This is a genomic window from Psychroflexus maritimus (assembly GCF_011089875.1).
GTDB lineage: Bacteria > Bacteroidota > Bacteroidia > Flavobacteriales > Flavobacteriaceae > Psychroflexus > Psychroflexus maritimus.
This window is the reverse complement of sequence record NZ_JAANAS010000105.1, coordinates 80025-104500: the sequence shown is the minus strand read 5'-3', so window position 1 is coordinate 104500 and position 24476 is coordinate 80025. Positions and strand designations below refer to the sequence as shown.

Annotated in this window: 24 protein-coding genes and 1 tRNA gene; 12 read left to right on the top strand and 13 right to left on the bottom strand. The window is 33.9% G+C overall.

Features of this window, described 5'->3' with window-relative positions; genetic code table 11:
- Both G7034_RS11305 and G7034_RS11300 read left to right on the top strand, forming a co-directional pair.
- Positions 1–1326, top strand: a 1326-nt coding sequence (locus tag G7034_RS11305; RefSeq protein ID WP_166400481.1) for a DUF4397 domain-containing protein, incomplete at its 5' end; no start/stop codon positions are given.
- Positions 1327–1497: 171 nt separating this feature from the next.
- On the top strand, positions 1498–2274 hold the full coding sequence (locus tag G7034_RS11300) for a prohibitin family protein (protein WP_166401066.1): 777 nt from the start codon (positions 1498–1500) through the stop codon (positions 2272–2274).
- Between the two features lie 63 nt (positions 2275–2337).
- Here the strand turns inward: G7034_RS11300 and G7034_RS11295 are convergent, their stop codons facing one another.
- The 6 genes from G7034_RS11295 to G7034_RS11270 all read right to left on the bottom strand — a co-directional run bounded on the left by G7034_RS11295 (position 2338) and on the right by G7034_RS11270 (position 5951).
- On the bottom strand, positions 2338–2697 hold the full coding sequence (locus G7034_RS11295; RefSeq protein WP_166401065.1) for a YraN family protein: 360 nt from the start codon (positions 2695–2697) through the stop codon (positions 2338–2340).
- A 4-nt stretch (positions 2698–2701) separates the two neighbouring features.
- Positions 2702–3595, bottom strand: a complete 894-nt coding sequence (locus G7034_RS11290) for a S66 peptidase family protein (RefSeq protein WP_166401064.1) — start codon at positions 3593–3595, stop codon at positions 2702–2704.
- 38 nt (positions 3596–3633) lie between these two features.
- Positions 3634–4059 carry a hypothetical protein gene (locus tag G7034_RS11285; RefSeq protein WP_166401063.1) on the bottom strand — a complete coding sequence of 142 codons (426 nt, stop codon included), beginning with the start codon at positions 4057–4059 and terminating at the stop codon, positions 3634–3636.
- A 3-nt stretch (positions 4060–4062) separates the two neighbouring features.
- Positions 4063–4887, bottom strand: a complete 825-nt coding sequence (locus tag G7034_RS11280; RefSeq protein WP_166401062.1) for a ZIP family metal transporter — start codon at positions 4885–4887, stop codon at positions 4063–4065.
- Positions 4884–5546 (bottom strand): metal-dependent transcriptional regulator, encoded by a 663-nt coding sequence (locus tag G7034_RS11275; protein ID WP_166401061.1) that lies wholly within the window; start codon positions 5544–5546, stop codon positions 4884–4886. The genes G7034_RS11280 and G7034_RS11275 overlap by 4 nt, the downstream gene beginning before the upstream one ends.
- 331 nt (positions 5547–5877) lie before the next feature.
- Positions 5878–5951: transfer RNA gene (locus G7034_RS11270), tRNA-Ala, on the bottom strand.
- A gap of 169 nt (positions 5952–6120) precedes the next feature.
- Here G7034_RS11270 and G7034_RS11265 point away from each other — a divergent pair.
- Positions 6121–8376 (top strand): TonB-dependent receptor plug domain-containing protein, encoded by a 2256-nt coding sequence (locus G7034_RS11265; RefSeq protein ID WP_166401060.1) that lies wholly within the window; start codon positions 6121–6123, stop codon positions 8374–8376.
- Between the two features lie 311 nt (positions 8377–8687).
- On the opposite strand, the gene G7034_RS11260 is transcribed toward G7034_RS11265, so the two are convergent.
- Positions 8688–9260, bottom strand: coding sequence for a MarC family protein (locus G7034_RS11260; protein ID WP_166401059.1), 573 nt, complete (start codon positions 9258–9260; stop codon positions 8688–8690).
- Positions 9261–9407: 147 nt separating this feature from the next.
- Here G7034_RS11260 and G7034_RS11255 point away from each other — a divergent pair, with 147 nt between their 5' ends.
- On the top strand, positions 9408–9605 hold the full coding sequence (locus G7034_RS11255) for a hypothetical protein (protein ID WP_166401058.1): 198 nt from the start codon (positions 9408–9410) through the stop codon (positions 9603–9605).
- A gap of 6 nt (positions 9606–9611) precedes the next feature.
- On the opposite strand, the gene G7034_RS11250 is transcribed toward G7034_RS11255, so the two are convergent.
- The 5 genes from G7034_RS11250 to G7034_RS11230 form a co-directional block, all read right to left on the bottom strand.
- Entirely contained in the window at positions 9612–10193 is a 582-nt protein-coding gene (locus G7034_RS11250; protein ID WP_166401057.1) for a DUF3109 family protein, read from the bottom strand.
- Positions 10194–10256: 63 nt separating this feature from the next.
- Positions 10257–11525: a hypothetical protein gene (locus G7034_RS11245; protein ID WP_166401056.1), complete on the bottom strand. Its 1269-nt coding sequence runs from the start codon at positions 11523–11525 to the stop codon at positions 10257–10259.
- 113 nt (positions 11526–11638) lie between these two features.
- A complete protein-coding gene (locus G7034_RS11240; RefSeq protein WP_166401055.1) occupies positions 11639–12619 on the bottom strand; it encodes an acyl-CoA dehydrogenase family protein in 981 nt (326 codons plus the stop codon).
- Entirely contained in the window at positions 12619–14412 is a 1794-nt protein-coding gene (locus tag G7034_RS11235) for a chloride channel protein (protein WP_166401054.1), read from the bottom strand. The genes G7034_RS11240 and G7034_RS11235 overlap by 1 nt, the downstream gene beginning before the upstream one ends.
- A gap of 321 nt (positions 14413–14733) precedes the next feature.
- On the bottom strand, positions 14734–16134 hold the full coding sequence (locus G7034_RS11230) for an OmpA family protein (protein ID WP_166401053.1): 1401 nt from the start codon (positions 16132–16134) through the stop codon (positions 14734–14736).
- A 560-nt stretch (positions 16135–16694) separates the two neighbouring features.
- On the opposite strand from G7034_RS11230, the gene G7034_RS11225 reads away from it, so the two are divergent.
- Together G7034_RS11225 and rpmF are read left to right on the top strand one after the other, a co-directional pair.
- Positions 16695–17252 (top strand): YceD family protein, encoded by a 558-nt coding sequence (locus G7034_RS11225; protein ID WP_166401052.1) that lies wholly within the window; start codon positions 16695–16697, stop codon positions 17250–17252.
- A 10-nt stretch (positions 17253–17262) separates the two neighbouring features.
- Positions 17263–17469, top strand: coding sequence for a 50S ribosomal protein L32 (gene rpmF, locus G7034_RS11220; RefSeq protein WP_166401051.1), 207 nt, complete (start codon positions 17263–17265; stop codon positions 17467–17469).
- 137 nt (positions 17470–17606) lie between these two features.
- On the opposite strand, the gene G7034_RS11215 is transcribed toward rpmF, so the two are convergent.
- Positions 17607–18224, bottom strand: coding sequence for a class I SAM-dependent methyltransferase (locus G7034_RS11215; protein ID WP_166401050.1), 618 nt, complete (start codon positions 18222–18224; stop codon positions 17607–17609).
- A gap of 84 nt (positions 18225–18308) precedes the next feature.
- On the opposite strand from G7034_RS11215, the gene G7034_RS11210 reads away from it, so the two are divergent.
- The 6 genes from G7034_RS11210 to G7034_RS11185 all read left to right on the top strand — a co-directional run bounded on the left by G7034_RS11210 (position 18309) and on the right by G7034_RS11185 (position 24476).
- On the top strand, positions 18309–18473 hold the full coding sequence (locus G7034_RS11210) for a hypothetical protein (protein ID WP_166401049.1): 165 nt from the start codon (positions 18309–18311) through the stop codon (positions 18471–18473).
- A gap of 49 nt (positions 18474–18522) precedes the next feature.
- The gene (locus G7034_RS11205; protein ID WP_166401048.1) at positions 18523–19107 is read left to right on the top strand and encodes a cob(I)yrinic acid a,c-diamide adenosyltransferase; all 585 of its coding nucleotides are present in this window, start codon (positions 18523–18525) and stop codon (positions 19105–19107) included.
- A gap of 220 nt (positions 19108–19327) precedes the next feature.
- The gene (locus G7034_RS11200) at positions 19328–20023 is read left to right on the top strand and encodes a TetR/AcrR family transcriptional regulator (protein ID WP_166401047.1); all 696 of its coding nucleotides are present in this window, start codon (positions 19328–19330) and stop codon (positions 20021–20023) included.
- Positions 20007–21680: a peptidase domain-containing ABC transporter gene (locus G7034_RS11195; protein WP_166401046.1), complete on the top strand. Its 1674-nt coding sequence runs from the start codon at positions 20007–20009 to the stop codon at positions 21678–21680. The genes G7034_RS11200 and G7034_RS11195 overlap by 17 nt, the downstream gene beginning before the upstream one ends.
- Before the next feature lie 5 nt (positions 21681–21685).
- Positions 21686–23053 carry an HlyD family secretion protein gene (locus tag G7034_RS11190; protein WP_166401045.1) on the top strand — a complete coding sequence of 456 codons (1368 nt, stop codon included), beginning with the start codon at positions 21686–21688 and terminating at the stop codon, positions 23051–23053.
- A gap of 7 nt (positions 23054–23060) precedes the next feature.
- Positions 23061–24476 carry a TolC family protein gene (locus G7034_RS11185; RefSeq protein WP_166401044.1) on the top strand — a complete coding sequence of 472 codons (1416 nt, stop codon included), beginning with the start codon at positions 23061–23063 and terminating at the stop codon, positions 24474–24476.

The window sequence follows — 24476 nt, the reverse complement described above, 5'->3', positions numbered from 1 at the left end:
GATTTTAGAACGGCTTCAGAATTCTTATTAGCACCAGCTACTGAAGAAATTACTGTAGATGTAGTTCCAGCTGGACAGGATATAGCTGATAGTGTTCACACAGAAAACTTCACTCTTGCTGAAGATGAGAGTTACATTATTGTAGCTAATGGTTTTGTGAATGATGATTTTGAATTAAGTGTATATGCTGGCGCACAAGAAACCAGTGCAGAAGCTGAAGAAACCGCTGTTTTAGTACACCATGGTTCACCCGATGCTCCTGTTGTAAACGTGGCTAATCAAGCTACAGGCGATGACCTAGTTACTGGAATAGCTTTTACAGAATTCCAAGGCTACTTAGATTTACCTGAAAGTGATTACATTCTAGATATTACAGATACCAATGGAGATGTAGTAGCTTCGTACGAAGCTCCTTTAGCAACCTTAGCATTAGGAGGAAATGCCATTACTGTTGTAGCTAGTGGATTATTAGCTGCCGATGCTGAGGATGTAGATGCCTTTGGACTTTGGGTGGCTTTACCTACTGGAGGTGATTTAGTTCCTTTACCATTAGTAGAAGTGTTGCCAGCTCCAATGGAGCCAGCACCTACCCCTACAGAGGAAGAGGAAAATGTAATTAGCTTATTCAGTAATGCTTATACCGATGAGCCTGTAGATACTTTCTTAACCGTATGGTCTGCAGCAGAATTAGAAGACATTCAAATTCAAGGCGTAGATACTAAATTATACACTAATTTAGACTTTGCAGGCATTGAAACAGTAGCCAATCCAATAGATGCTACTCAGATGGATTTCTTCCATTTAGATGTGTGGTCTCCAAATGCTACAACATTTAGAATTAAGTTAGTAGATTTAGGGGATGGAGTTGTAGAAGGAGAAATTGCTTATGAAATTCCGCAAGAAGAATGGGTAAGTTTAGAGATTGATTTAGCAGATTTTGCAGATGCTGATTTAGTAACAAATCCTGATAATTTATTGACGGTGCGTAACTCTATCCAGCAAATAATTATCTCTGGATTACCTGTAGGAGCAGTTACAGCTTATGTAGATAACATTTACTTCAGTCAAGAGCCAGTATCAACTATTGATTTTGATTCAAGTAACTTTAGCTACTACCCAGTTCCTGTAAAAGCGAATTTAAATATCCAATCTACTAGTACAGTAGAGCAAGTGGAAGTATTTAATACGCTAGGACAACGAGTAATTAGTGTACAACCAAAAACAGAGATGCCTGTAGTAAACATGCAGTCACTTCAAACGGGAGTTTACCTAATGAAAGTACAAATCAATGGAAACCAAGAAACTTTCCAGATTATTAAGGAATAATTTAATTGTTCAAAATAAGTATAAAAGCCTCCGAAAGGAGGCTTTTTTTGTTTAAGCACATTTCAAAATAAAAACATATCATCGATTATTAAAAATAAATTAAAATATAAGTAGATTTAATAGCTTGGCTCATTCTTTGATTGATAATCATGAACTTAAAAACTTAAAATCATGTATATACAAAGATTAATTCCGATTATTTTAGCCTCTTTATTTCTAACAAGCTGTGCGGTCATCCGTCCTGGTGAAGTAGGAGTTAAGCAAAGATTAGGTAAGTTGAAAGGCGAGCCTGTAAATGAAGGCATAAAATTTTTCAATCCATTTACAACTACCTATTTAAGAGTTCCTGTTAGAACTACCAATGTAGAGCAGGTTTTGTTACTCCCCTCTAAAGAAGGATTAACTATTACCGCAGAAGTTTCTGTATTGTACCATATTGAAAGAGATATGGCCCCCGTTATTATAGAAGAAATAGGTAAAGATTTTGAAAGAAATGTACTAATCAATACCCTAAGGTCGGCCGCTGCTAATATTTCTGCTGAGTATTTTGCAAAAGACATGCACAGTTTAAAACGAAATGAAATTGAGGTTTCTATTAAGGATAAAATGAATAAGGTATTAAGAGGAAAAGGCTTTGAAATTGAAGCAGTTTTAATGAAAAGCATAAACCTCCCTCAACGACTGTCTTCGGCTATTGAAGATAAACTGAGAGCTGAGCAACAATTTCAAGAAATGGAATTTGTTGTACAGCGCGAGCTAAGAGAGGCAGACAGAAAGCGTGCAGAAGCAGAAGGTATTCGTGATGCACAAGCAATTATTAATGAGGGTCTTTCGCCGATTTTGATTCAGTACCAATCTATTCAGGCTTTTAGAGAGTTAAGTAAATCTAATAATGCTAAGATTATCATTACAGACGGAAACGCGCCTATTATGGTAGGCCAGAACTAAGCGTCAAAAAGCTGTTGACATTGAAAAAGTTTGCACCTTGCTATTTTAGCAGGGTGTTTTCTTTTAAAAATGCAAAAACGCTTCTTCCAGGTGTTCAATTTTTGTTCCTTGTTTGTTTTTGATAATTGCAATAATATCAAACCGAACATCAACATCCAATTCATTTTCGTTGACATAATGGTCTATCGTGGCAACGAGTCGTTTGATTTGCTTAGGCTTCACAAAATCCTGTGGATTTCCAAACTCAGGAGTGCTTCTAGTTTTTACTTCTACAGCAGCAAGAATATTGTTTTTTCTAGCAATGATATCAACTTCAAACTTATTAAAGGTATAATTGGTCGCAAGAATTTGATAACCTTTTTTCCTTAATAATTGAACGGCTAAATCTTCTCCTTTTTTCCCTAACTCATTGTGAGCGGCCATAAGCTTATTGTTTAAATTGAACTTGTTTATCAGTAACTTCTAAGCTAGCTAGCCTTCCTTGAATAAAGGCTCTATTATCGCTTATATGTCCAGAAGGAAAACCAAAAGCAATAGGGCAATTTAAATCTTTAACGTGTTCCCATATAATTGCTTCTGCGGTTTTGCCAAAAGGAACTTCATTGTCATTCATAGACGTAAGTCCTCCTATCAAAACACCCTTTAGCTTAGTTAGCAAACCATTGTTTTTTAGGTTCAACATCATTCGGTCGATATGATAAAGATATTCGTCTATATCTTCTAAAAATAGAATTTTTCCCGCTGCATCAAAATTAAACCGAGATCCACAAATTGAATACAACATAGATAAGTTTCCTCCTACAATTGGTGCGGTAACTTTTCCCGTTTTCAGAAAAGGTTTAGCTTTGAACTTATAACATGTTGCTCCACCTTTTAACAAAGTAAAAACCGAAGCTAGTGTTTCATTGGTTTTAGTTTGACAGCCCACAGCCATTTGTCCATGAATGCTTGGTAAACCCAACTTATGCCAGTAGGCATGAAGAGCAGTTACATCTGAATAACCAATTAAAAATTTAGGATGACTTTTAATTTTTTTTGCATTCAAATAAGGAAGAATTCGTACACTTCCATACCCTCCTTTTGCACACCAAATGGCTTTAACTTTAGGATCTATAATTTGTTGCATTAAGTCTAAGGCGCGTTCTTGATCAGTTCCCGCAAATTGATTTTTTTCCATGCCAATGCTTGAACCAATAACAGGAATATAGCCTTGTTTATCCAAGTATTGAATAGCATAATTTAAGTCCACTAGATTAACTTTTCGAGCAGTAGCCACAATAGCTACTGCATCTCCTTTATTTAAAATAGGTAGATTGATCATTACCTTAATTTTTAAGCAATTTACAAAACTAAATTAACTTATGCTTTGGTATAAACTTCATAAAAAATAAGTTGGTAATCTTCGTTTTTAATTTCACGAGTAGATTGCTGGGGATAGGGCTTGAGGTTCTTCAAAAATATACTTCTATTTTTACCAATCTTAATGATTTCTTCGTCTTGACTATTTGGGGCGTCAAGTTGAATAATTTTTAGTTCTTTCTTTTTAGTTAAATAATTCTCTATTTCTACCTCAACTTCAATGCTTCCAGGCCAAACACAGCTTGTTTCTTTAGGGCAACGACTATCCGTGATTACTTGAATAAATTTTAGGGAGTAGTCTTCAGTTTCAAAACTGTGATTGATTTTTAAATCGTTTACAATAACGGGCGGTTTAGCCTCTTGATTATTTCTTTGGCAATGACTAAAAATAAGGAGAAGGCTAAAAAAGAAGTGCTTTAATTTCATGGACTATTGAGTTAAACCGACATCTAGCATCATCATAATGCAAAATCCTACAATAAAAGCAATAGTGGCTAAATCGGTATGATTAGATTTCTGTGACTCAGGAATAACTTCTTCAATTACCACAAATATCATAGCACCTGCGGCAAAACTAAGCGCGTAAGGCAAGAGCGATATAAAATAAAAAACAGCCCAAGCCCCAACAACGGCACTAATTGGTTCAACAATAGCAGAGAGCTGTCCGTAATTAAAACTTCGCGTTTTACTCATTCCTAAAGCCCTTAGCGGCATTGAAATAGCAAATCCTTCAGGAATATTTTGGATGGCAATGCCCATTCCTAAAACAACAGCAGCGCCTATACTAGCCCCTTCTAATCCAGCAGCAGCAGAGCCAAAAAGAACGCCAATAGCTAAGCCTTCAGGAATATTATGCATCGTAATAGCTAAAGTTAGTAAGACCGATTTATGCCAAGGTGTTTTAATACCTTCTTTTTCAGATTCTTTAAAGTTAATATGCAGGTGTGGCAAAAATTTATCCAGTAGGTAGATAAAAAAGGCACCTATGATCAGGCCTATTGTAGCAGGAAAAACTTTATAAAACCCTTCACCAGTACTCATTTCAATAGATGGAATTAGGAGGCTAAATACACTAGCAGCCATCATTATTCCGCCAGCAAAACCCAGTGTAGCATCTAAAAGTTTACGGTTTAAACTGTTAAAGAAAAATACCGAGCTCGCTCCAATAGCCGTTGTAAGCCAAGTAAACAAGCTGATTATCAAAGCCCCGTAAACAGGCGATAAAGTAGAAAAAAAATCAATTAGCTGTTTCATTGGTTTTGTTCTTTCACATAAATATTTGAAGAAACAAGTTTTGAAATCCTCAGCTCTTGTTGATCAATGCTTATAAGCATAGACTCATCAAAGGCTTCTTTTTCTTGAATATGTATAGTTTTTCCTAAAGCAATATTATTTTTATCTAAGTATTTTAGAAAATCAGTTGATGTATCTTTAACACCCACACAAACCGTAGTTTTACCAGGATTAATTTCGTTTAATAATAATTTATTAGCTACTATAATGTTTCCGTTTTCATCAGGAATTGGATCGCCGTGAGGATCCATTGTTGGATAATCTAAAAACTTATCTAACTCCTTAATTAGTTTTTTAGACTTAATGTGCTCTAATTGTTCGGCAACTTCATGCACTTCATCCCAAGAGAAATTTAGTTGATCTACCAAAAAAACCTCCCAAAGCCTATGCTTCCTAATAATCTGAACAGCGGTGTCTTTTCCTAATGCACTTAATTTAACGCCTTTGTATTTTCGGTAAGAAACTAATTTTTTTTCAGATAAACGCTTAATCATATCGGTTACCGATGAAGCTTTAGTTTCCATTTTTTCAGCAATGGCGTTGGTGCTTACACCTTCATTAGCATTTCTTTCTAGTTGAAAGATAGCTTTTAAATAGTTTTCTTCTGAAAGACTGTACATAAACTACATTTTTTACAAAGGTACACTTAAAAAATATATTTAGGATTGTCTAAATATATTTTTTGACTATAAGTATTCAAACCAAAGAAACAATATTAATTAGCTAAGGGTAAACGTTGACTCATTGCTCAATTGAATTTTACACCATCAAGAATTGTTTTCTAAGCCAAAATAAAACAAATAGACTAATTGAAACTAAAGGGGTGTTGTATGATTTAAAAAACGGACCTGATAATTTAACAGATTCTGTTGATTGTAATTGACTGTTGTAAAATAAAGTGAGGATTTTAAAAATAAAAAAACCTCTAAAATTAGAGGTTTTTAAGAAAAGTGGAGAATATCGGATTCGAACCGATGACCCCTACGCTGCCAGCGTAGTGCTCTAGCCAACTGAGCTAATTCCCCATTTTAAGCACAAATTTAAATAAATTTTTTAATTATAAAGCAATCTATTGCTTAATAATTGATTTCTCTTGTTTTTAAAGCAAGGCTAATTTTTCAAATTTAAATTTTAACAAAACATATTTATTCTAGTTTAAATAAATATTTAGATTTGCCTAAAAAATATAATCCTATGAAACTAAGTGCACTTTTGTACTTTCTGTTTATTGTTCAATTTGCATTTTCACAAAACGCAAGTATTAAGGGTGTAGTAAAAACAGAAGATAATTTTGATACCGATTTTGAGGTACGATTAATAGGTGCAAATCAAAAAGCGAGCGTATCCGGAAATCAGTTTAGCTTTACTAAGCTTTCTTCAGGTGAATATTCTATCAGTTTAAGAGCTCCTGGTTATGAAGTATTTTTTGAGGAGTTTTACCTTTCAAAAGACGAACAAAAAAACATGCTTGTAGAGCTTTTGCTTATCTCTGACCAACTTGACGAAATTATGATTATTGATGAGCAAACTGGTATTAATAGTAAGACTCCGTACAGTTTTACTAGTGTATCTTTAGAAGCTATTAAAGATAAAAGCTCGCCAAACGGATTAATGGGCACGTTACGAGATATTCCTGGAGTTTATGGTGCTGAGTTTGGTCAAGGTATTGTAAAACCTTTTATTAGAGGGCTTGGATTCTCGAGGGTGGTCACTGTTTTTCAGGGTAATAAGCTTGAGAATCAACAATGGGGCGGCGATCATGGTTTAGGGGTTAACGATTTAGGGGTTAAACGAGTGGATGTAATTAAAGGGCCTGCTTCTGTACTTTATGGTTCGGGAGCTCTTGGCGGTGTTTTATTGGTGAAAGATGATGAAACTTATTTAAAAAGTAATACCATAACAGGGAATTTTGGCACTAGCTTTAATTCTATTTCTAATGGGTATAGAACTTTTGGTTCAGTAGCCAAAAAATTTGAAAACGACTTTTACGTTGCTGCTGATCTTGCTTATGAAAATCACGCTGACTATAAAGACGGCGAAGGTAGAATTATTGGTAATTCAAGGTTTAACACCAACACGATTCGCTTTCATGCAGGTCTTGACCAGGAGAGCTTTCAGAATAAATTTTCTTTCACTTATAATGATCAAAGCTTGGGTATAATTGACGATAATGAAATGGAGGAAACTTTAGCTACCTCCAGAAATGATCGTTCTATGCAACTGCCATTTCAAGAGGTAGTAGATTATTTATTCAGCTATAAACAAAATTCACAGCACGAAAAATACGAGACTTTTTTGCATTTATCTCACCACATTAATGAGCGTAAAGAAATTGAGGAAGCTTTTGATGAAGTTGATTTAGGTTTTAGGCAACAACATACTTTTTATAATGGAAGGATTAGTTTAACCAATACAGCTATTAAGCATAGTTTTGGAATTCAAGGAAGCTTTTTGAATAATAAAAATATGCAAGGAGCACAGGAGTTTTTAGTGCCTGATGCTAACTTTTTTGAAACTGGGGCTTATTATTTAGGTGAGTACGAGGTAAATAATTATTTTCTTCAGGCTGCTTTGCGGTATGATTACAGAAGTATAACTGGAGAAGCAAATTCACAACAGCTAATTGATGATGGTTTTATACTTCCAGGCAACCCCGAAAATCGTAAATTAAATACAGATTTTGGAGGTTTAACAGGATCTTTTGGAGTGAGTAAGACCATAAAGAAACACAAGATTAAAGCTAATGTTTCAACGGGCTATAGAGCGCCAGATTTAGCCGAGTTGTTTTCTAATGGGCCTCACCCTGGAACCACAAGATTTGAAATTGGTAATGTTAATTTTGAGCGCGAACAAAGTTATCAAGCCGATTTAAACTATGAATTTAAAAGCCGAAAATTTTCTGCGGCAGCATCGGTATTTGGTAGCTTAATTAACAATTATATTTTCTTCTCTTCAGCTGATGAAGTTGAGCCTGAATCAGGTTTAAATATTTGGGATTATCGACAGGTGGATGCGCGTTTATATGGGGGAGAATTTAATTTACAATACCGCCCTTTTGAAGATAAGGAGTTTAAACTTAATTTTTCTGGAGCAGTGGTTAGAGGAGACAATCTCGATTTTAATGAGCCACTTACCTTTATTCCCCCAGACAACCTTAATTTTGGAATAGACTGGATGCCTTTTACCACTACTACACGTATTTTTGGTGGTGTTCGTTTGGTTGCTGAGCAAGATAGGCCAGGATTTAACGAAACGCTTACTGAAGCTTACACTTTGTTTAATTTAGGTGTTTCACATCATTTTGAACTAGGAAAAAATCAGCTGCAAGCCAGTTTAATTGGAAACAATTTATTAAATGAAACCTTTGTAGATCACATGTCGCTGTTAAGGGCCAATCAAGTTACTAGCCCAGGAAGAAATATTAGTTTAAATTTAAGGTATTTATTTTAGATTTTGCCATGAATTTTGGAAGCATGAAAAAAAGTCAAATTAAGGAAATAAAAAGAATTGCCAAGGTTGGTAACTAAAATTTTTAGTTGTTAGTCATCCTTAAGCTGATCATATTTAGATTTGACTTTGTTGGATCGCTGAATAATTACTAAAAAAAGAAGTACACAAAGCGAGATCATAAAAGAAATTAGTCCATATTGGCTTTGATCTGCGCCAAACAAATTGTTTATGTCTATTAATGTAACCGAAAAAATCATCATTCCTAGGGTAGCTATCATTAAAAAATAAAGAAAATATTTCATGCCTTTCTGTTATAATAAATTTTGAATATTAGTGGTAAACAGCTTAACTGCTATGGCCAACAAAATTACGCCAAAAATTTTACGTATCACAGCTATTCCTTGATTTCCTAACACGCGTTCAATAAATTTAGTAGATTTTAAGACCATATAAACCACAACTACATTTCCTAAAATAGCAACAATTATATTTTCTGAAGCAAATTCAGATTTTAAAGAGAGGATAGTGGTCATGGTTCCTGCTCCGGCAATTAGTGGAAAAGCAATAGGGACAATGGCGGCTGTTTCTGGTGCATCATCTTTGTAAAGCTGAATTCCTAAAATCATTTCAATAGCCAGGAAAAACAAAATAAAAGCTCCAGCAACGGCAAATGAATTTACATCAATTCCTATTAGTGTAAGAATACTTTCACCTACATACAAAAAAGCAATCATCAAAATTGCAGCAACAATACTTGCTTTTTCACTTTGAACATGACCAACTTTCTTCCTTAGATCAATAATAATAGGCACACTTCCAATGATGTCAATAACAGCAAACAGGATCATGCCCGCAGTAAATATTTCTAGAATATCAAAATTCATCTTTTTAGACTTTCAATTTTTTTGCAAAAATAACCTCTTATTATTGATTTCAATGTAATTTCAGTTTTAGATTTAAGTTATTTTAAGCTCGTTTTTGTGGGCTATCTGCTTTAATGAATTTTATAAAGCAATGGAGTAGGGAGGAAAATGTCTGAAGAATTAAAAACTGAACGCCTATTTAAAAAGAAATCATTAGGTCTTCAAATAACTAAAGAGCGCTTAGAATTTTTTAATGAGCGAGAAAATAAAAGTTACTCGTTTTTGATTAAAGACTTGAAAACAAAAGAAGGTACAGCTATGGGTACAAGGGTATGTTTTTATTTTGGGAAAAACCAACTAACCTGAGTTCGATTATTTTTCTGTTGTATAGTTAGCCGCAATCCTGCAGAGCTCTTCGTACCACTCGTTGCCAAATTTTTTGATCAAAGCCGCTTTGGTAAATTTATAAATTGGTTGTTGCAGTTCCTTTCCAAGGCTACAAGCATCGCTGCAAATACTCCAACGGTCGTAATTTACCGCTTCAAATGAAGAATATTTCTGAACTCTAACAGGATAAAGCTCGCATGAAATTGGTTTTTTCCAGTCAATTTTTCCTGCTCTGTAAGCAGACTCTATACTGCATAGAGCTGTACCGTTTTCAGAAAAGCTAACATAGGCACATTCTTTTCCGTTGACAAGTGTGGTTTCTAGTTCGCCTTCATCAAATTCTGAACGAACAAATTTTCCTTGTTGTTGGATGGCTTCAATTCCTTCTTTTCGCATAAAAGGTTTTACTTTTTCGTAAATCGCTTCAAGTTTTTTAGCTTCTTCTTTACTTAATGGAGCACCGGCGTCTCCGCTCACACAACATTCTCCTTTACAAGCTGATAAGTTACAGGTAAATTCTTCTTGAATTAATTCTTCCGATACTAAGGTTTTTCCTATTTGAAACATGGAACAAATATACGAAGCAGACTTGTTTTTCTATTTGGAAGTACAACTATTTTACCTAAATGTTTAGCTTTTTTTCTCTTTAGCTATAATTTGCTCAACACAGTTCGCAAGTTGTAATTTATTTTTATCAAGATAACTGTTAGAATACATACTTACTAATTCAATTTTTTCATTATCCTTGAGTTGAGACAAGTTGATTTTTTCTGTGTTGATAAATGAAATTAATGCGCTAAAGTTACATTTTTTAACAATTTTTTTGCTTACTTGATGGTAGGTTTTGAAGTGATAACTCGAATTTGGTTTAATTTGTTTTTTTAAAAGTTTACTGAGGCAAGTTTTGTGATAGCCTATGTTTTTATGAGTTTCGCTAAACATTTCACCGATAAGGTAACTGATAAATGCATTAGTAAAATTGACTTCGTGTAAATCTCTAATTTCATCATATAAATAATCAGCATAGGAGATATAGTCTTCTTTACTGGAAATTTTATTTTTTACTTCAAAATCTGTTTTGAATTCTTTTAAAAAGGAAAAATACAACTTAAATTTTTTTAATACTGATGCTGTAATTGAATTTACTTCTTTATTTGTTAAATGATGTTTTTCTAAAAATAACGAAGGATTTAAAAAGAAACTATTTTTTGTTAATATTAAGTGATGCTGAATTACTAAACCTTCGTTGGGGGTAAAAAGTTGCTTATTAGTAAGCATATATGCAACAGTTTTAAAATATTTTAATGGATCTAAAACTCCAGTAGAAAAAGCATCTTTAGGGATATGTTTAAGTATTTTTAAGCTTGCATTTTTCTCAATTGGAAACTCTTTGAAATTGTGATTTTGTAAATCATCTCTTAGCTCAGCAAATACTTTTTTTGCAACAACAACTCCTTTTTTACCAAGACCTTTGATGTTTTCTGTAGGAAAATGCTGCTTTAAAACTTGTTTTTCAATTAGGTGCTCCAGGCTAAAATTATAACTTAAATACTGGTTAATTGCATTTTTGGTCCGATTGTCTAATTGTGCAAGTTTTTGCTTTGTATAATTTGAAAATTTGAGTTTTTCTGCCTCACTTAACTCAGTTAAGAAGAAAGTTAAGTTATCTTCTTTAAATTCGGGTAAGTTGGCTAGGCTTTTTATGTCTTTATACTTCTTACATAAAACAATGAGCTCAAGATTTGTCTTACTTCCACAATTTTTTAACTCAATAAAATTACCGTGTATTGAGTAATGCTTCTTTATTTTTTTTAAGCTATCTAGTTGATTAATATGACAAACATTAAGCGAACGTGTTGAAAGCTCTTTCTTATAATACAGTTCCCTTATTTCATTCATCGTTACAAGTTTTCTAAATGCATTAACAAAATTAGAAAAAAATACAAGATTTTCTTGTTGTTTTATAACGAAATGCTTGTTAATCAGTGTTTTGTAACCATTATTCTACATTTTTAAATAAAATAATGCTGATTTGCTACTTTTAAGTTGCGGTAGGCCCAATTTAAATGATTTCTTTCGTCTATAGCTTTTAGACCAGCACTCCAGATTAATTCTTCTAGGTGAAGGTTAATTGCTTTGTGAGTTTTGCTCAGCTCTTTTTTAAGAAGATGCTGAGAAGATTTTTGATGAGATAAGCTTGGTTTTTTATCAAATTTCTCTGCAAAGTAATTTTGTAGTTTACTTAAATTAGTTAGCTTTATATGTATTTTTTTTAGCTGTGTACCTTGATTTTTGTCTGTGCTTTCTTCAAAATGATCTAAAATACCGTGGGCCAAACCAAGCCAGGTAAAAGACATGCATATTCTAGCAAACACTTCAAAATCTATTTGTGCAATTGAGTAATAAGGAAAACTTTTTTGATGACCTATTTGAAATTTATAGTTTATAGGTAAACTGGCCTTATTAATTTGAATTTGATTTGTACTTGTTGCTTTCATTCCAAACCCATGCCAGGCTTTTTCTAGTTGCACAAACTTAGCTGGGCAAATAAATGTTACGAGTTTTTGATCTTGTGTTTTGCCAACTCCAGTGAAATGAGTAGCCCATTCTGCGCCGGTACATTTATCCCAACAACCTTGAACAAGCATTTGTTGGTCGTTCAACTTCACTTGTCCGTTTGGAGTTCCGCTACCGCTACACATCACCTTTTGATCTTCAAAAATCTCTTTAGCCACCTCTTCTTCAAAGTAGGAGCAAAAAAAGTTTGCACCAGCAGCTAAATTATGAACCCAACCTAAACTTCCATTAAATCGTGCAGTAGCTACTAAAAAACTTTGTGCTTCATTTAGTTGAAGCTCTAAACCGCCTAGTGCTTTTGGAACAAATAGCTTGAAATATTTATGGGCTTGCAATTGCAAAATCCAGTCCGCATTCAACTTTCCCATTTTTTCGTTGGCTGTTAGAGGTGGACTAAGTAGTTGATTTAAATTCATTATACAGTAACTTCAATTAACTTTTGGCGATATGCAGTAAGTAATTTCGACTTTGAAATAAAGCCTTCGTACACCCCGTTTTTTACAACGGGTAAATTCCATGCATCACTTTGCTGAAACTTATTCATAATCTCTTTCATTCTACTTTTTTCAATATCTATTATTTCTGGAGCTTGCTGCATTAAATCGCTAACTAAAACTTGATCATACATAGATTGCTCAAACATAATTCCTCGAATATCGTCTAGCAGTATTATTCCTAGAAACTTGCTATTGTTATCTACAACGGGAAAAATATTTCTAGATGATTTGGTTACTCCTTTTTCAACAACATCTCTAAGTTTGCTATGTACATTTATTGGTATAAAACTACGCTCAACAACTTTATTAATATCCATTAGGGTAAGTATTGCTTGGTCTTTATTATGAGTAACTAACTCGTCATTTTCTGCGAGTTCTAAGGTGTAAACAGAGTGTTTTTGAAATTGTGAAGTTACAAAAAATGAAATAGCTGAAGTTATCATTAGTGGTATAAAAAGCACGTAACCACTGGTTATTTCTGCAATTAAAAAAATAGCGGTTAATGGAGCGTGCATTACACCAGCCATAAGTCCGGCCATTCCAACTAAGGTAAAGTTAGTTATTGACGTTTCTTTTGTGATTAAACCTAATTGCGATAAGAAAAGTCCGAAGGTGTGCCCCATCAAGCTTCCAATAAACAATACAGGTGCAAAAATACCCCCCACACCGCCGGCAGCAACAGTAAGTGATGTAGCTAATGTTTTTAGTAGTAAAAGAAGCAACAGTGTTGCTATTACAAGCCAAACACTTTCTTTAGCCCAATTGTTTAGAGGTCCTGAAATGGCTTCTGAAAAATCGTTTCTCATTAATTGATTAATTACTTCATAACCTTCTCCGTAAAGGGCAGGCAATAGTGCTAGCATGAGGCTAATGCTTATTCCTCCTAGAATGATTCGATTAATTTTATGGTTTATTCTTTTAAATTGCTTTACTGCAAAAAAATATAATTTGGTAAAGTAAATTGAAATAAATGCAGCGAAAACTCCTAATAATATATAGAATGGAGCATCTTTTATATCAAAGTCTTCTGTAATAACACTTTGTAATATAGTTTCATTTCCTAAGAAGAAATACGAGGTTAAGATAGCGGTTACAGAAGCCGTAAGTAAAGGAATCATAGAAGCTAACGTTAAGTCTAAGCTGAAAATTTCAATAGCGAAGATAATACCAGCAATAGGAGCTTTAAAAATACTTGCCATTGCTCCTGCAGCGGCACAGCCCACTAATAAAGTTCGAGTAGCCTGATTAAGCCTGAAAGTTTTAGATAAAAATGAAGCATAAGAGGCTCCAGAAATTACCGAAGGTGCTTCCAAACCTACAGAACCACCAAAACCTACCGTAATTGGAGCGGTAACTAAAGATGCATACCGATGAAATTGATTTACTAAACTCTTTTTCTTAGAAATGGATTGGAGAGTCCCTACAATTCCTTGTTCTACTTCTTTTTTAAATAGGTATTTTACAATGAAATACACCAATAATAAACCAATTAGAGGAAAAACAAAAAAATACTTGTTAGTGTAAAAGCTAATAGAGGATTCATTAATTAACCACTGAATGAAATAGCTAAGGTTTTTTAAAACTAAGGCTACCAAACCAGCCAAAAAACCAATAACAACACTCAAGGCCACAACAAATTGTTGCTGCGTCAAGTACTTGTCTTTTAGCCATTGTACTTGCGTAAAAAAAGACAACCATTTTTTTGTACTCATTAGTTTCATTTAGATTACAAAATTAGGGCATAAAATCTAAATTTAGACATCTATTCAGTCCATTCGTTATACTAAGCAATTGTATTTTTAAAATTATCTTAAGGGAAATTTTTAGAATAGCACAAGCTTAAAAAGAAAATCGTGAGCAGAAGGAGAAACAGACCTAATTATTCTCGATTTTTAGACAAGGTTTATGGTGGATAAAACGGACGTGAAGTCTTTTTTTTATGAAAGGTATAAGCAAAAAAAAAGTTAATGTGACGATTGCTTAAAATTGAACCGACACATTAACTAGGTTATTGAATAAAATGGGAAATGGAATTACTTTACAAGGTTAATTTCAACCCTTCTGTTCTTTTTCCTTCCATCGTTAGTTTTATTGCTTGCTATTGGTTTAGCAGAACCATAACCTTCAGAGCTAAGTCTAGACTTCGCTATACCATTTTCAATTAAATAATCTTTTACTGCGGCCGCTCGTTCTTTAGAGAGTCTCAGGTTTATAGCATTACTTCCTGTGCTATCTGTATGACCTTCAACAATAAACTTAGCATTAGGGAACTCCTTAAGTTTTGGTAATACCTTTGTGTTTATAATATTTTTGGAGTAGTCTGTAATTCTAGACTTACCACTTTCAAAGTTTAATGTTTTTGCGAACTCATTGAGTTGCTTCTGCTCTTCCTCAGTAATATCAGGACAACCTTGATTTTCAACTGTACCCGGTTCATCTGGACATAAGTCATCTTTATCAGGCACGCCATCTGCATCAGAATCAGGCCAAGGACAACCATCGTTTTCTTTTGGTCCTTCTTCTTCAGGGCATTGGTCTAAATAATCTGGAATGCCATCTGCATCTGCATCTGGACAACCATCAAACTCAGCTAAACCAGCCTCATCAGGGCATTCATCTAAGTGGTCTGGAACTCCGTCTCCATCAGTGTCTGGCCAAGGGCAGCCCTTATTTTCTTCAGGTCCTTCTTCTTCAGGACATTCATCTAAATGGTCTGGAATGCCATCGCCGTCGGTATCGGGGCATCCATTAAACTCAGGTAAACCTGCTTCATCTGGGCAATCATCTTCACGATTAGGAACGCCATCATCATCGCGGTCAGTATTTCCTCCAAAACCAAAAGTTACTCCAGCGGTATGTTGAAAATAGTCGAAATTTGTTTCTTCAAAAGTATTTCTGTAACCTGACTCTACAGTAAGGGCAATATTTTCTTTAATCCAAAAATTAAAACCTACTAGAGCATTCCATGTAGTAGTATTTGAAGAATCTAACCAATGATGACCAAGTCCGGCACCAAAATAAGGGTCAAACCAAGTCTCTTCTTTCATTAAGGAATTTAAACTGTAAATTAACTCTCCATCAAACGCGTAAAAAGATAAATCGTCGGGAAGGACATCTTGCCCAATACGCTCAATTTTATTCATGGAAAAACCTCCTCTAAAGCTTAGGTTGTCTCCCACATAATAACCAACTTTTAATGTACTCATAGCCGAGTAAAAGTTCCAGTTATCGGTTTGTAGAAAATCTTGAAACAAGTTTTCGCTAGATTGTTGAGGAGATATAAAAGCTGGGTTGGAGCCATTTCCCGTAGGAAAAAAATCAACCACATTAGTACCTACTGTTATAGACCATCTTCTGTCTTCATTTAATTGACTGAAGCCTGTATTAAAGACAAGCAAAATCAAAAATGAGGCTAAGTAATGTTGATATTTCATAAAAATAATTTTAAATAATGTACAAACTTAAGTAAATTTTCGTTGATTTATGGATTAAACCTATTGAATTATATTAAACGAAAATTTTTCGTTTGTTATTAATTAACCTGAGTTCGCTTGTTGTCACTTTGTCAAAACTGTTTTAAATAGTAGGCTACAAGCTATTTTATGAACTAATAGTTGGATAGTGTGGAGTAAAAAAGTAAGTAGATTGAAAGTTAAAACTGAACCATCTATTTCGTTCTATAAGAACATCGTAAAAACATCGATTGACTTTGTGATTATAATCAAACTCAGGCCGAAAGGGTTTTTAGGTTTATTCGTTGAAAGGTTGATGCAATGTTACTAAATAATTGATGGAAGCCAAATTAACTCAGCGCTGTTAAGAAGCAGATAAACATGGCGAGAGTTAATAAAGCATTTTATTTAACAATAAACACCGTTTAGTTTACCCTTTACAATTCTTGCTATATTAAGACTTTAGATTAATGTTCTAATTTTGTTGATAATGTTTGTAGTTTGATTTTAATTTGTATATTTGCAGGCTCGAATTTGATGTTGTGAAGAAGGAATTTAAAATATACGCTATCCCTTTTGTGGGGTTAAAGTTAGGAAAGCACGAATTTGAGTTTATTATAGATAATACGTTCTTTTCGCATTTTGATTATACGGAGTTTAATGAAGTTCAAGTTAAGGTAAATTTGGTTTTAACCAAAAAAGCAAACTTGTTAGAATTAGACTTTGAGGTAAAAGGCGAAGTAAATGTTGATTGTGATGTAACTATGGAGTCGTTTAATATGCCCATAGCAAATCAAATCAGATTAGTTGTTAAATTTGGTCAAGACTACGAAGAAGTTAATGAAGAATTAATTATACTTCCTCATGGAGAACATCAAATTGAAGTGCAGCAGTACATTTATGAAGCAATTGTTCTCTCTTTACCTGCAAAACGCGTACATCCAGGAGTTGAAGATGGCTCTTTAAATTCGCCTATTTTAGATAAATTAGACGAATTACAGCCCACTTCGCTTAGTGATAAGAAAGAACAAACTGAGGAAGAAAAAGAAAAAATTGACCCACGATGGGACAAATTAAAGGATTTACTAAAAGATAAATAATAATTGAGCAATGGCACATCCAAAGAGAAAAATATCTAAGACAAGAAGAGATAAAAGGAGAACGCACTACAAAGCAAAAGCTCCTCAAATTGCTACAGACCCTACTACTGGAGAAGCGCACGTTTACCACAGAGCTCACTGGAGCGAAGGTAAATTATTCTACAGAGGTGAAGTTGTAATTGACAAATCTGAAGAAGAGATTGAAGTAGAAGATTAAATTCTACTTTACTAATTCATTTAAAAGAACCATTCTTCATTGAAAGAATAGGTTCTTTTTGTGCTTTTATTGTTTAGGTTTCTAGTTGCTAAGGCCGTATAACCGAATAAACATTTAATAATTTACTTCAACTACATTTAATCTTTTCGCTTGAAGCAACAAAAATTAAAATTCTGCTCCCCTCCTGTTGGCGTGCGATGATTTATATTACTGCTTTTTAGAAGCTGATAGCTAGAAGCATAGGTCTCTGTTAAATCTTTAATACTGTACTTTTTGATGGGTAAACCACTGCATTTTTCAGGGCCATTTTCAGAGAAAGTGCCAATAATAAGATAGCTTGGCTTAATTTTATCCAAAACTTCTAGGTATTGTTTAATCTCTTTTTCTTGGGTTAAAAAATGAAAACCAGCTCGATCATGCCATACTTCATATGTTTTTTCAGAGGAAAAATTTAAAACATTACTCACTATCCAATTTATTTGCTCTGCTTTATTGCCTAATCTTTCCTTAGAAACCTCAAGAGCTTTGGCTGAAATATCTAAAACACTCAAATTAGTGAAAGAGGCACTTAACAGATAGTCCACCAAATTAGCATTCCCTCCGGCAATATCAATAATTGGTGCCGACTTACTTAAGTTCAAATAGTCAATTAACTCCAATGAACTTGTCGGTTTTTCTTGTACCCAACTAACCTTGCTTAAGTCTTTAGTGGTATAAACATTCTCCCAATGCAACTGCGACGAACTATTACTCATGTTTTTTCTTCAAATTTAGCCAATTTCTTTTTGAATGCGTATTTTTTTACTGAAATTTGACCACTTAAAAAATTGTTTATTCTTATGTTAGAAAGTATTTCAGCTGAAAATCAAATTATTGCTATTGTTATCTTTTTAGCGCTTATGTTTCTGTTGGTCGTTTTTAATCACAGAAGAAATACAAAAAAGCAATACAATAGAGAAAAACGCAATTTCAGAAAAAATTATTTAGAAAAAAAGAAAAAATAACAAAGCTTTTATAAACGCATAAAAACACTAATTTAACACAAAACTTGCTATGAAAATATATACCAAAACAGGAGATAAAGGCACTACCGCTTTATTTGGTGGTACACGTGTTCCTAAATCTCATATTAGAATTGATGCTTATGGTACAGTAGATGAGCTTAATTCTCATTTAGGTTTAGTCAAAGATACTTGTCAAAACGCAGAAGTAACTAAGTTTATGAACCATATTCAAGATCGACTTTTTACCGTAGGAGCCATTTTAGCTACTGACCCAGAAAAAGCAAGGATGAAAAATGGAAAAGACCGACTAGATATACCGCGAATTAGCCAAGAAAATATTTCCGCTTTAGAAGTTAATATTGACGCCATGAATGAGAATTTGCCACCAATGACCCATTTTGTGCTACCTGGCGGCCATCCTACGGTCTCTTATTGCCATATTGCAAGATGCGTTTGCAGGAGAGCAGAGCGCTTAGCTACGGCGCTTTACAATTTAGAGAAGTTTGACCAAGAAGTTCTACAATACCTTAACCGGCTATCTGACTACTTATTTGTGTTAGCCCGAAAACTAAGCAAAGATTTAAATGCCGAAGAAGTTAAGTGGATTCCAGAAAAAAACAACTCGGCTACTTAAAGAAAATCGATGCTCAATTTAAGTGTAGTTGGCTTTGCTTTTTCATGTTTTTTGACGATTACTAAAATATAAACATTTTGGTTTTAACTTTGTACATCATTTAAAATACTTAGAAAATCTTTGATTTTATTTCATGAAACCTAAAACTTAATTAATTTTAAGTTAATTGATGTTTATTTTCAACCCAAAAGCGATAGTTTTACACGCTAAAATAAAAGTAATGTTAGATACACTTCTGTCTGAGATTAAAATAAATATTAATGAAGGTCTTTTTTTAAAAGACCCTGAATCTTCAGAGCTAGGTATTGAAATTCTCTTCAACTCGGTAGTTCTATTAGATGAGCTTGGATTTGAGCAGTTTACCTTTAAAAAGCTTGCTCAAAAAATTAAATCGACAGAGAGTTCTATATATCGCTATTTCGAAAACAAACATAAGTTGCTTTTATATTTATGTGCCTTGTATTGGGGAATGCTAGAATATAGGCTAGTTTTAGCTACAAATTCTATAGAATCTGATACCAAAAGATTGCTAAAAGCCGTAGATTTAATTACAGGCCCACCAGAAAACATAAACACCTTAACAAAAGTAAACCAGCTGTTGTTGAGAAATATTGTTGTTTCAGAGTTTACAAAAGCTTACCACAATAAAATGGTAGATGATGAAAATAAATCAGGTTTTTTTCAAATTTACAAACGTTTAATTTTACGAGTTGTAGAAATGATTAAGCAAGTAAACCCTAATTACGCATATCCTAATAGTTTAGCCTCCACTATCATAGATGGAGCTTTACATCAACATTATTTAAAAGAACATTTTAAAAAGATTACCGATGGAGACAATTCTACTCCTTCTTTGTTTTTTAAGGATATGGTAATTAATCAATTAAAAATAGACACCAATGGAAGAACTAAATAGCAAGATAAGCCCACTAAAAAGGCTTTGGAAAGTACTTGGCGGAGAAACCAAAGCTATCTATTTAATTTTAGGCTATGCTGCATTTGCTGGAATAGTATCACTATCACTTCCACTTGGTATTCAAGCCATTATTAATTTTGTTCAGGCAGGGCAGCTACGTGTAACAATGATTGTTTTAATTACTTTGGTTTTGATAGGGGTGGTTTTTGCAGGATTGTTAAACTACATGCAAATGCGAATAGCGGAAGATATTCAACAGCGCTTATTTACGAAATCTTCTTTTGAGTTTATCTATCGTTTCCCCAGAATTATTACATCACAATTTGGAAGAAAATACCCCCCCGAATTAGCCAACCGATTTTTTGATACAATGACCATTCAAAAAGGAATTCCTAAGATGATTATTGATTTTTCAACCAGTACACTCCAAATTCTATTTGGTTTAACGCTGCTTTCGTTTTATCATCCTTTCTTTATTTTATTTGGTATTCTGCTTATTGTCTTGTTTTACATTGTTTTTCAGTTTAGTGCACCGGTAGGTTTATCCACCAATCTAGTGGTTTCAAAATACAAGTATGATACCGCCCATTGGATTCAAGAAGTTGCTAGAAACACTGACAGCTTTAAAGTTTCAGGAAGCTCTAAATTAGCCTCTTCTAAGCAAGATAAAATTGTACATGATTACCTGCACGCCAGAGAAGATCATTTTAAAATATTGCGACTTCAATACTTTAAAATGATAGGATTTAAAGTGCTTGTAGTTGGTGCTTTACTTATTATAGGGGGCTTTTTGGTTATTAATCAACAAATGAATATAGGCCAATTTGTAGCAGCAGAGGTGGTGGTTTTGTTAATGACTAGCTCTGTTGAAAAACTTATTAAAGGGCTTGAAAATGTATATGATGTTTTAGCTGGCCTAGAAAAGATAGGTTATGTAACCGATAAAAAATTGGAAAATTCAGAAGGTACTTCTCCGCTTAACATTGAAGACGATTTTGTTTGGGAACTTAAAGACATTGGTATTACTTATCCCAATGCAGAACATAAAGCGCTTAGAAACATTCAATTAAATGTAAAATCTAACGAATCGATCTTTATTGATGGTAGCTCTGGTTCTGGAAAAACAACGCTTCTAAAGGTTATTGGAGGATTAGAAAAATATACGGAAGGTAACTTATACGTTAATAATTACTCTTTAAAAACTATTCAAATTGACCACTATAGAAGCTTTATAGGTCACTCTTTAATAGGAAACTTGCCTTTTGAAGCAAGCATTAGAGAAAATATCTGTTTCAATAATCCTGATGTTACTGATAAAGAACTAGCAGTAATAATTGAAAAACTAAAGCTTAAATCCTTTGTGAATACTCAAGAACTTGGCGTTGATACGCCAATTGCTACAGCTGGAAGAAATATTCCTTACACCGTTGCTAAGAAAATAATGCTGGCAAGAGCGATTATTACTAAACCAAAACTCTTATTATTAAAAGACCCTTTGGTTGAGTTTCAAGAAGATGAAGTAGAAGGTATTATTGATTATCTTTTTGAAGAATCTCACCCTTGGACACTCATTGTGGTAAGCAGAAATAAGCTCTGGAAACAAAAGTGTAAGCGAATTATTTATTTAGAAAATGGTGAAATCATCAACAAAAATTAAGGGCTATGTTACACATTTCTAAAGATAAAATAAAGATAAAAGAAGACCTTAATTCGTTTAAGTCCTACCAATTTACCGATGTTAAGAAACGTTTTTTTAAGTTTAATCACTTCATTGTAGCCTTACTCATCATCATTTTAGTCATGATGTTTCTGCCTTGGACCCAGTTTGTGAGAGGAAATGGTACAATAACCACCTTGCGCCCCGATCAACGCCCACAAACTATTCAATCGCCTATTGCAGGTAGAGTAGAACAGTGGTTTATTCAAGAAGGAGATTTTGTAAATAAAGGCGATACGATTGTCTATATTTCAGAAATTAAAGATGCATTTTTTGATCCCTTGCTTTTAGAACGAACAGACATCCAAGTGCAAGCTCATGAAATGTCGTATCAATCTTATCAAGAAAAAGTAACCGCATTAGAGTTCCAAATTGAAGCACTTAATGAAGAACGTGACCTTAAATTAGAACAAGCCAATAACAAATTATTGCAAGCCTTTTTAGCTGTAGAAAGCGACAGCATAGACCTGGAAGCTGCTAGAACAGATGTGCGAATAGCAAAACGTCAACTTAGACGTTTTGAAAGTCTAGAAAGCGAAGGATTAAAAGCATTGTCTGATTTAGAAACTAAACAAGTAAATTACCAGCGAAATTTAGCTAATTTAATTTCTCAAGAAAACCAATTATTAGCTAGTAGAAACCAAGTTTTGAACGCAAGAATTGAATTGTCTAGATTAAAAGCAGAATATCAAGATAAAATTTCAAAAGCACAAAGCGAACGTTTTTCTACCTTATCAAATCAGTTTTCTGCTGAATCTAAGTTAGCTAATTTAGAAAATAAAAGATCCAATATTCAAGTGAGGAGCAACTTAAATTGGATTACCGCTCCACAAAGTGGATTTATCAACCGAGCTATTCAACGTGGTGTAGGAGAAACCTTTAAAGAAGGTGCACAAATTGTTAGTATTATGCCCTCCAATGTTGATTTAGCCGTAGAGATGTTTGTAGATCCTATTGATTTACCCTTAGTTCACGTTGGTGAAAGCGTTAGAATTATATTTGATGGCTGGCCTTATATCTTTTTCTCTGGATGGCCTAACCTTTCTTACGGTACCTTTGGCGGTGAAGTTGTTGCCGTAGAACAGTTTATTTCTAAAAATGGAAAATACCGAGTATTGATTGCCCCTGAAACGGGGGAAGTATGGCCAGAACCTCTTCGTGCCGGAACCGGAGCAAGAACCTTTGCCTTATTAAATAATGTTCCTGTTTGGTATGAGTTATGGCGTCAAATTAACGGCTTCCCGCAAGATTATTATGGCCCTGAACAAAGAATGAAAGAACAACCTAGAGATATGAAACCAGACCTGCAATAATACCCTTATGAAAAAGTACGTTTTTTTGTTTTTAGTATTGAGTTGTCAACTAGGTTTATCACAAAACGAACAAGTAGGCCTTAGTTTGTCATTAGATGAATACCTAGCTTATGTAAAACTCTATCACCCAGTGGCTAGACAAGCAGAATTACGCCTTTCTGAAGCCCAAGCAGAACGCTTAAAAGCAAAAGGTTTTTTTGATCCAAAATTAAAAGCCGATTACAAAGAAAAAGAATTTAAAGATAGTGAATATTACAGTATCTTTAATGCAGGCCTCTCTATTCCTGTGTGGTTTGGTTTAGACATTAATGCTGGTTTTGAAAGAAACGAAGGAGTCTTTTTAAACCCAGAAAGAAACGTTCCTGCAGATGGTTTATATAAAGCAGGTGTTTCATTACCTCTGGGGCAAGGCCTGTTTATTAATGATAGAATGGCAGCTGTGAAGCAAGCTAAATTGATTCAAAAGTTAAATAAGGCAGAGCGCGACTTACAAATAAATGATATCCTTTACCTAGCTACACAGGCTTACGTAGATTGGTACATGGCTAGTCAGGAGGTTGAAATTTTTTCTGAATTTGTAGCTAATGCTAAAATTAGATTCAACGGAATTAAAGAACGCGCCTTACAAGGTGATTTGCCTAGCATAGATACCTTAGAGGCTAAAATAATAGTACAAAATAGAGCGTTAAGTCTTGAACAGGCTAACCTGAAACGAAACCAGTCGCGTCTTGAACTTTCAAATTTTCTTTGGTTTGAGAACAACACTCCTTTAGAAGTTAATAAAGACGTTCTTCCTGAACCACTTACACAAGTAGAAGTTGATGAAATTTTAGGAACTAACCTGATTCAAATTGATGATGTGAATTTAGATGGGCACCCTTTGTTAGAGTTTCTTTCTACCAATGTAGAGTCTTTAGCTATTGAACGCCGGTTAGCAGCAGAAAATTTAAAACCTGTTTTGGATGTACAGTACCAGTTTTTAAGCGCACAACCCGATCAATATGATACGTTTACTACAAGTAATTACCAAGCAGGAATAAGTTTTAGTATTCCTATTTTTTTAAGAAAAGAAAGGGGAGAACTTAAGCTAGCAAAAATTAGAAAACAAGATGCAGAAATGGAGCTAGACTTCCAAACTTTGCAGTTGAAAAATAAATTGGAAGCAGCACAGCAAGAAATAATCTCGTTTGGCAAACAAAGAAATCAAATTGAAGACATTAGCAACAATTTTTCAGGTTTACTAAGCGCAGAAGAACGAAAATTTCAACTGGGTGAAAGCTCAGTTTTCTTGATAAACGCGAGAGAACAAAAACTTATCGATGCCCAACTTAAACTAATTAAGGCTACTGCAAGACTGCTTAAATCCAAAGCTAGAATTTTTAATCTTTTGGCTAACGACTTAGTTGAAGATAATAACGATTAA

Bases quoted from the DNA above. Each gene is read 5' to 3' on its own strand.
- G7034_RS11300 (WP_166401066.1), top strand. From the start codon at position 1,498: ATGTATATACAAAGATTAATTCCGATTATTTTAGCCTCTTTATTTCTA.
- G7034_RS11295 (WP_166401065.1), bottom strand. From the start codon at position 2,697: ATGGCCGCTCACAATGAGTTAGGGAAAAAAGGAGAAGATTTAGCCGTT.
- G7034_RS11290 (WP_166401064.1), bottom strand. From the start codon at position 3,595: ATGATCAATCTACCTATTTTAAATAAAGGAGATGCAGTAGCTATTGTG.
- G7034_RS11285 (WP_166401063.1), bottom strand. From the start codon at position 4,059: ATGAAATTAAAGCACTTCTTTTTTAGCCTTCTCCTTATTTTTAGTCAT.
- G7034_RS11280 (WP_166401062.1), bottom strand. From the start codon at position 4,887: ATGAAACAGCTAATTGATTTTTTTTCTACTTTATCGCCTGTTTACGGG.
- G7034_RS11275 (WP_166401061.1), bottom strand. From the start codon at position 5,546: ATGTACAGTCTTTCAGAAGAAAACTATTTAAAAGCTATCTTTCAACTA.
- G7034_RS11265 (WP_166401060.1), top strand. From the start codon at position 6,121: ATGAAACTAAGTGCACTTTTGTACTTTCTGTTTATTGTTCAATTTGCA.
- G7034_RS11260 (WP_166401059.1), bottom strand. From the start codon at position 9,260: ATGAATTTTGATATTCTAGAAATATTTACTGCGGGCATGATCCTGTTT.
- G7034_RS11255 (WP_166401058.1), top strand. From the start codon at position 9,408: ATGTCTGAAGAATTAAAAACTGAACGCCTATTTAAAAAGAAATCATTA.
- G7034_RS11250 (WP_166401057.1), bottom strand. From the start codon at position 10,193: ATGTTTCAAATAGGAAAAACCTTAGTATCGGAAGAATTAATTCAAGAA.
- G7034_RS11245 (WP_166401056.1), bottom strand. From the start codon at position 11,525: ATGAATGAAATAAGGGAACTGTATTATAAGAAAGAGCTTTCAACACGT.
- G7034_RS11240 (WP_166401055.1), bottom strand. From the start codon at position 12,619: ATGAATTTAAATCAACTACTTAGTCCACCTCTAACAGCCAACGAAAAA.
- G7034_RS11235 (WP_166401054.1), bottom strand. From the start codon at position 14,412: ATGAGTACAAAAAAATGGTTGTCTTTTTTTACGCAAGTACAATGGCTA.
- G7034_RS11230 (WP_166401053.1), bottom strand. From the start codon at position 16,134: ATGAAATATCAACATTACTTAGCCTCATTTTTGATTTTGCTTGTCTTT.
- rpmF (WP_166401051.1), top strand. From the start codon at position 17,263: ATGGCACATCCAAAGAGAAAAATATCTAAGACAAGAAGAGATAAAAGG.
- G7034_RS11215 (WP_166401050.1), bottom strand. From the start codon at position 18,224: ATGAGTAATAGTTCGTCGCAGTTGCATTGGGAGAATGTTTATACCACT.
- G7034_RS11210 (WP_166401049.1), top strand. From the start codon at position 18,309: ATGTTAGAAAGTATTTCAGCTGAAAATCAAATTATTGCTATTGTTATC.
- G7034_RS11205 (WP_166401048.1), top strand. From the start codon at position 18,523: ATGAAAATATATACCAAAACAGGAGATAAAGGCACTACCGCTTTATTT.
- G7034_RS11200 (WP_166401047.1), top strand. From the start codon at position 19,328: ATGTTAGATACACTTCTGTCTGAGATTAAAATAAATATTAATGAAGGT.
- G7034_RS11195 (WP_166401046.1), top strand. From the start codon at position 20,007: ATGGAAGAACTAAATAGCAAGATAAGCCCACTAAAAAGGCTTTGGAAA.
- G7034_RS11190 (WP_166401045.1), top strand. From the start codon at position 21,686: ATGTTACACATTTCTAAAGATAAAATAAAGATAAAAGAAGACCTTAAT.
- G7034_RS11185 (WP_166401044.1), top strand. From the start codon at position 23,061: ATGAAAAAGTACGTTTTTTTGTTTTTAGTATTGAGTTGTCAACTAGGT.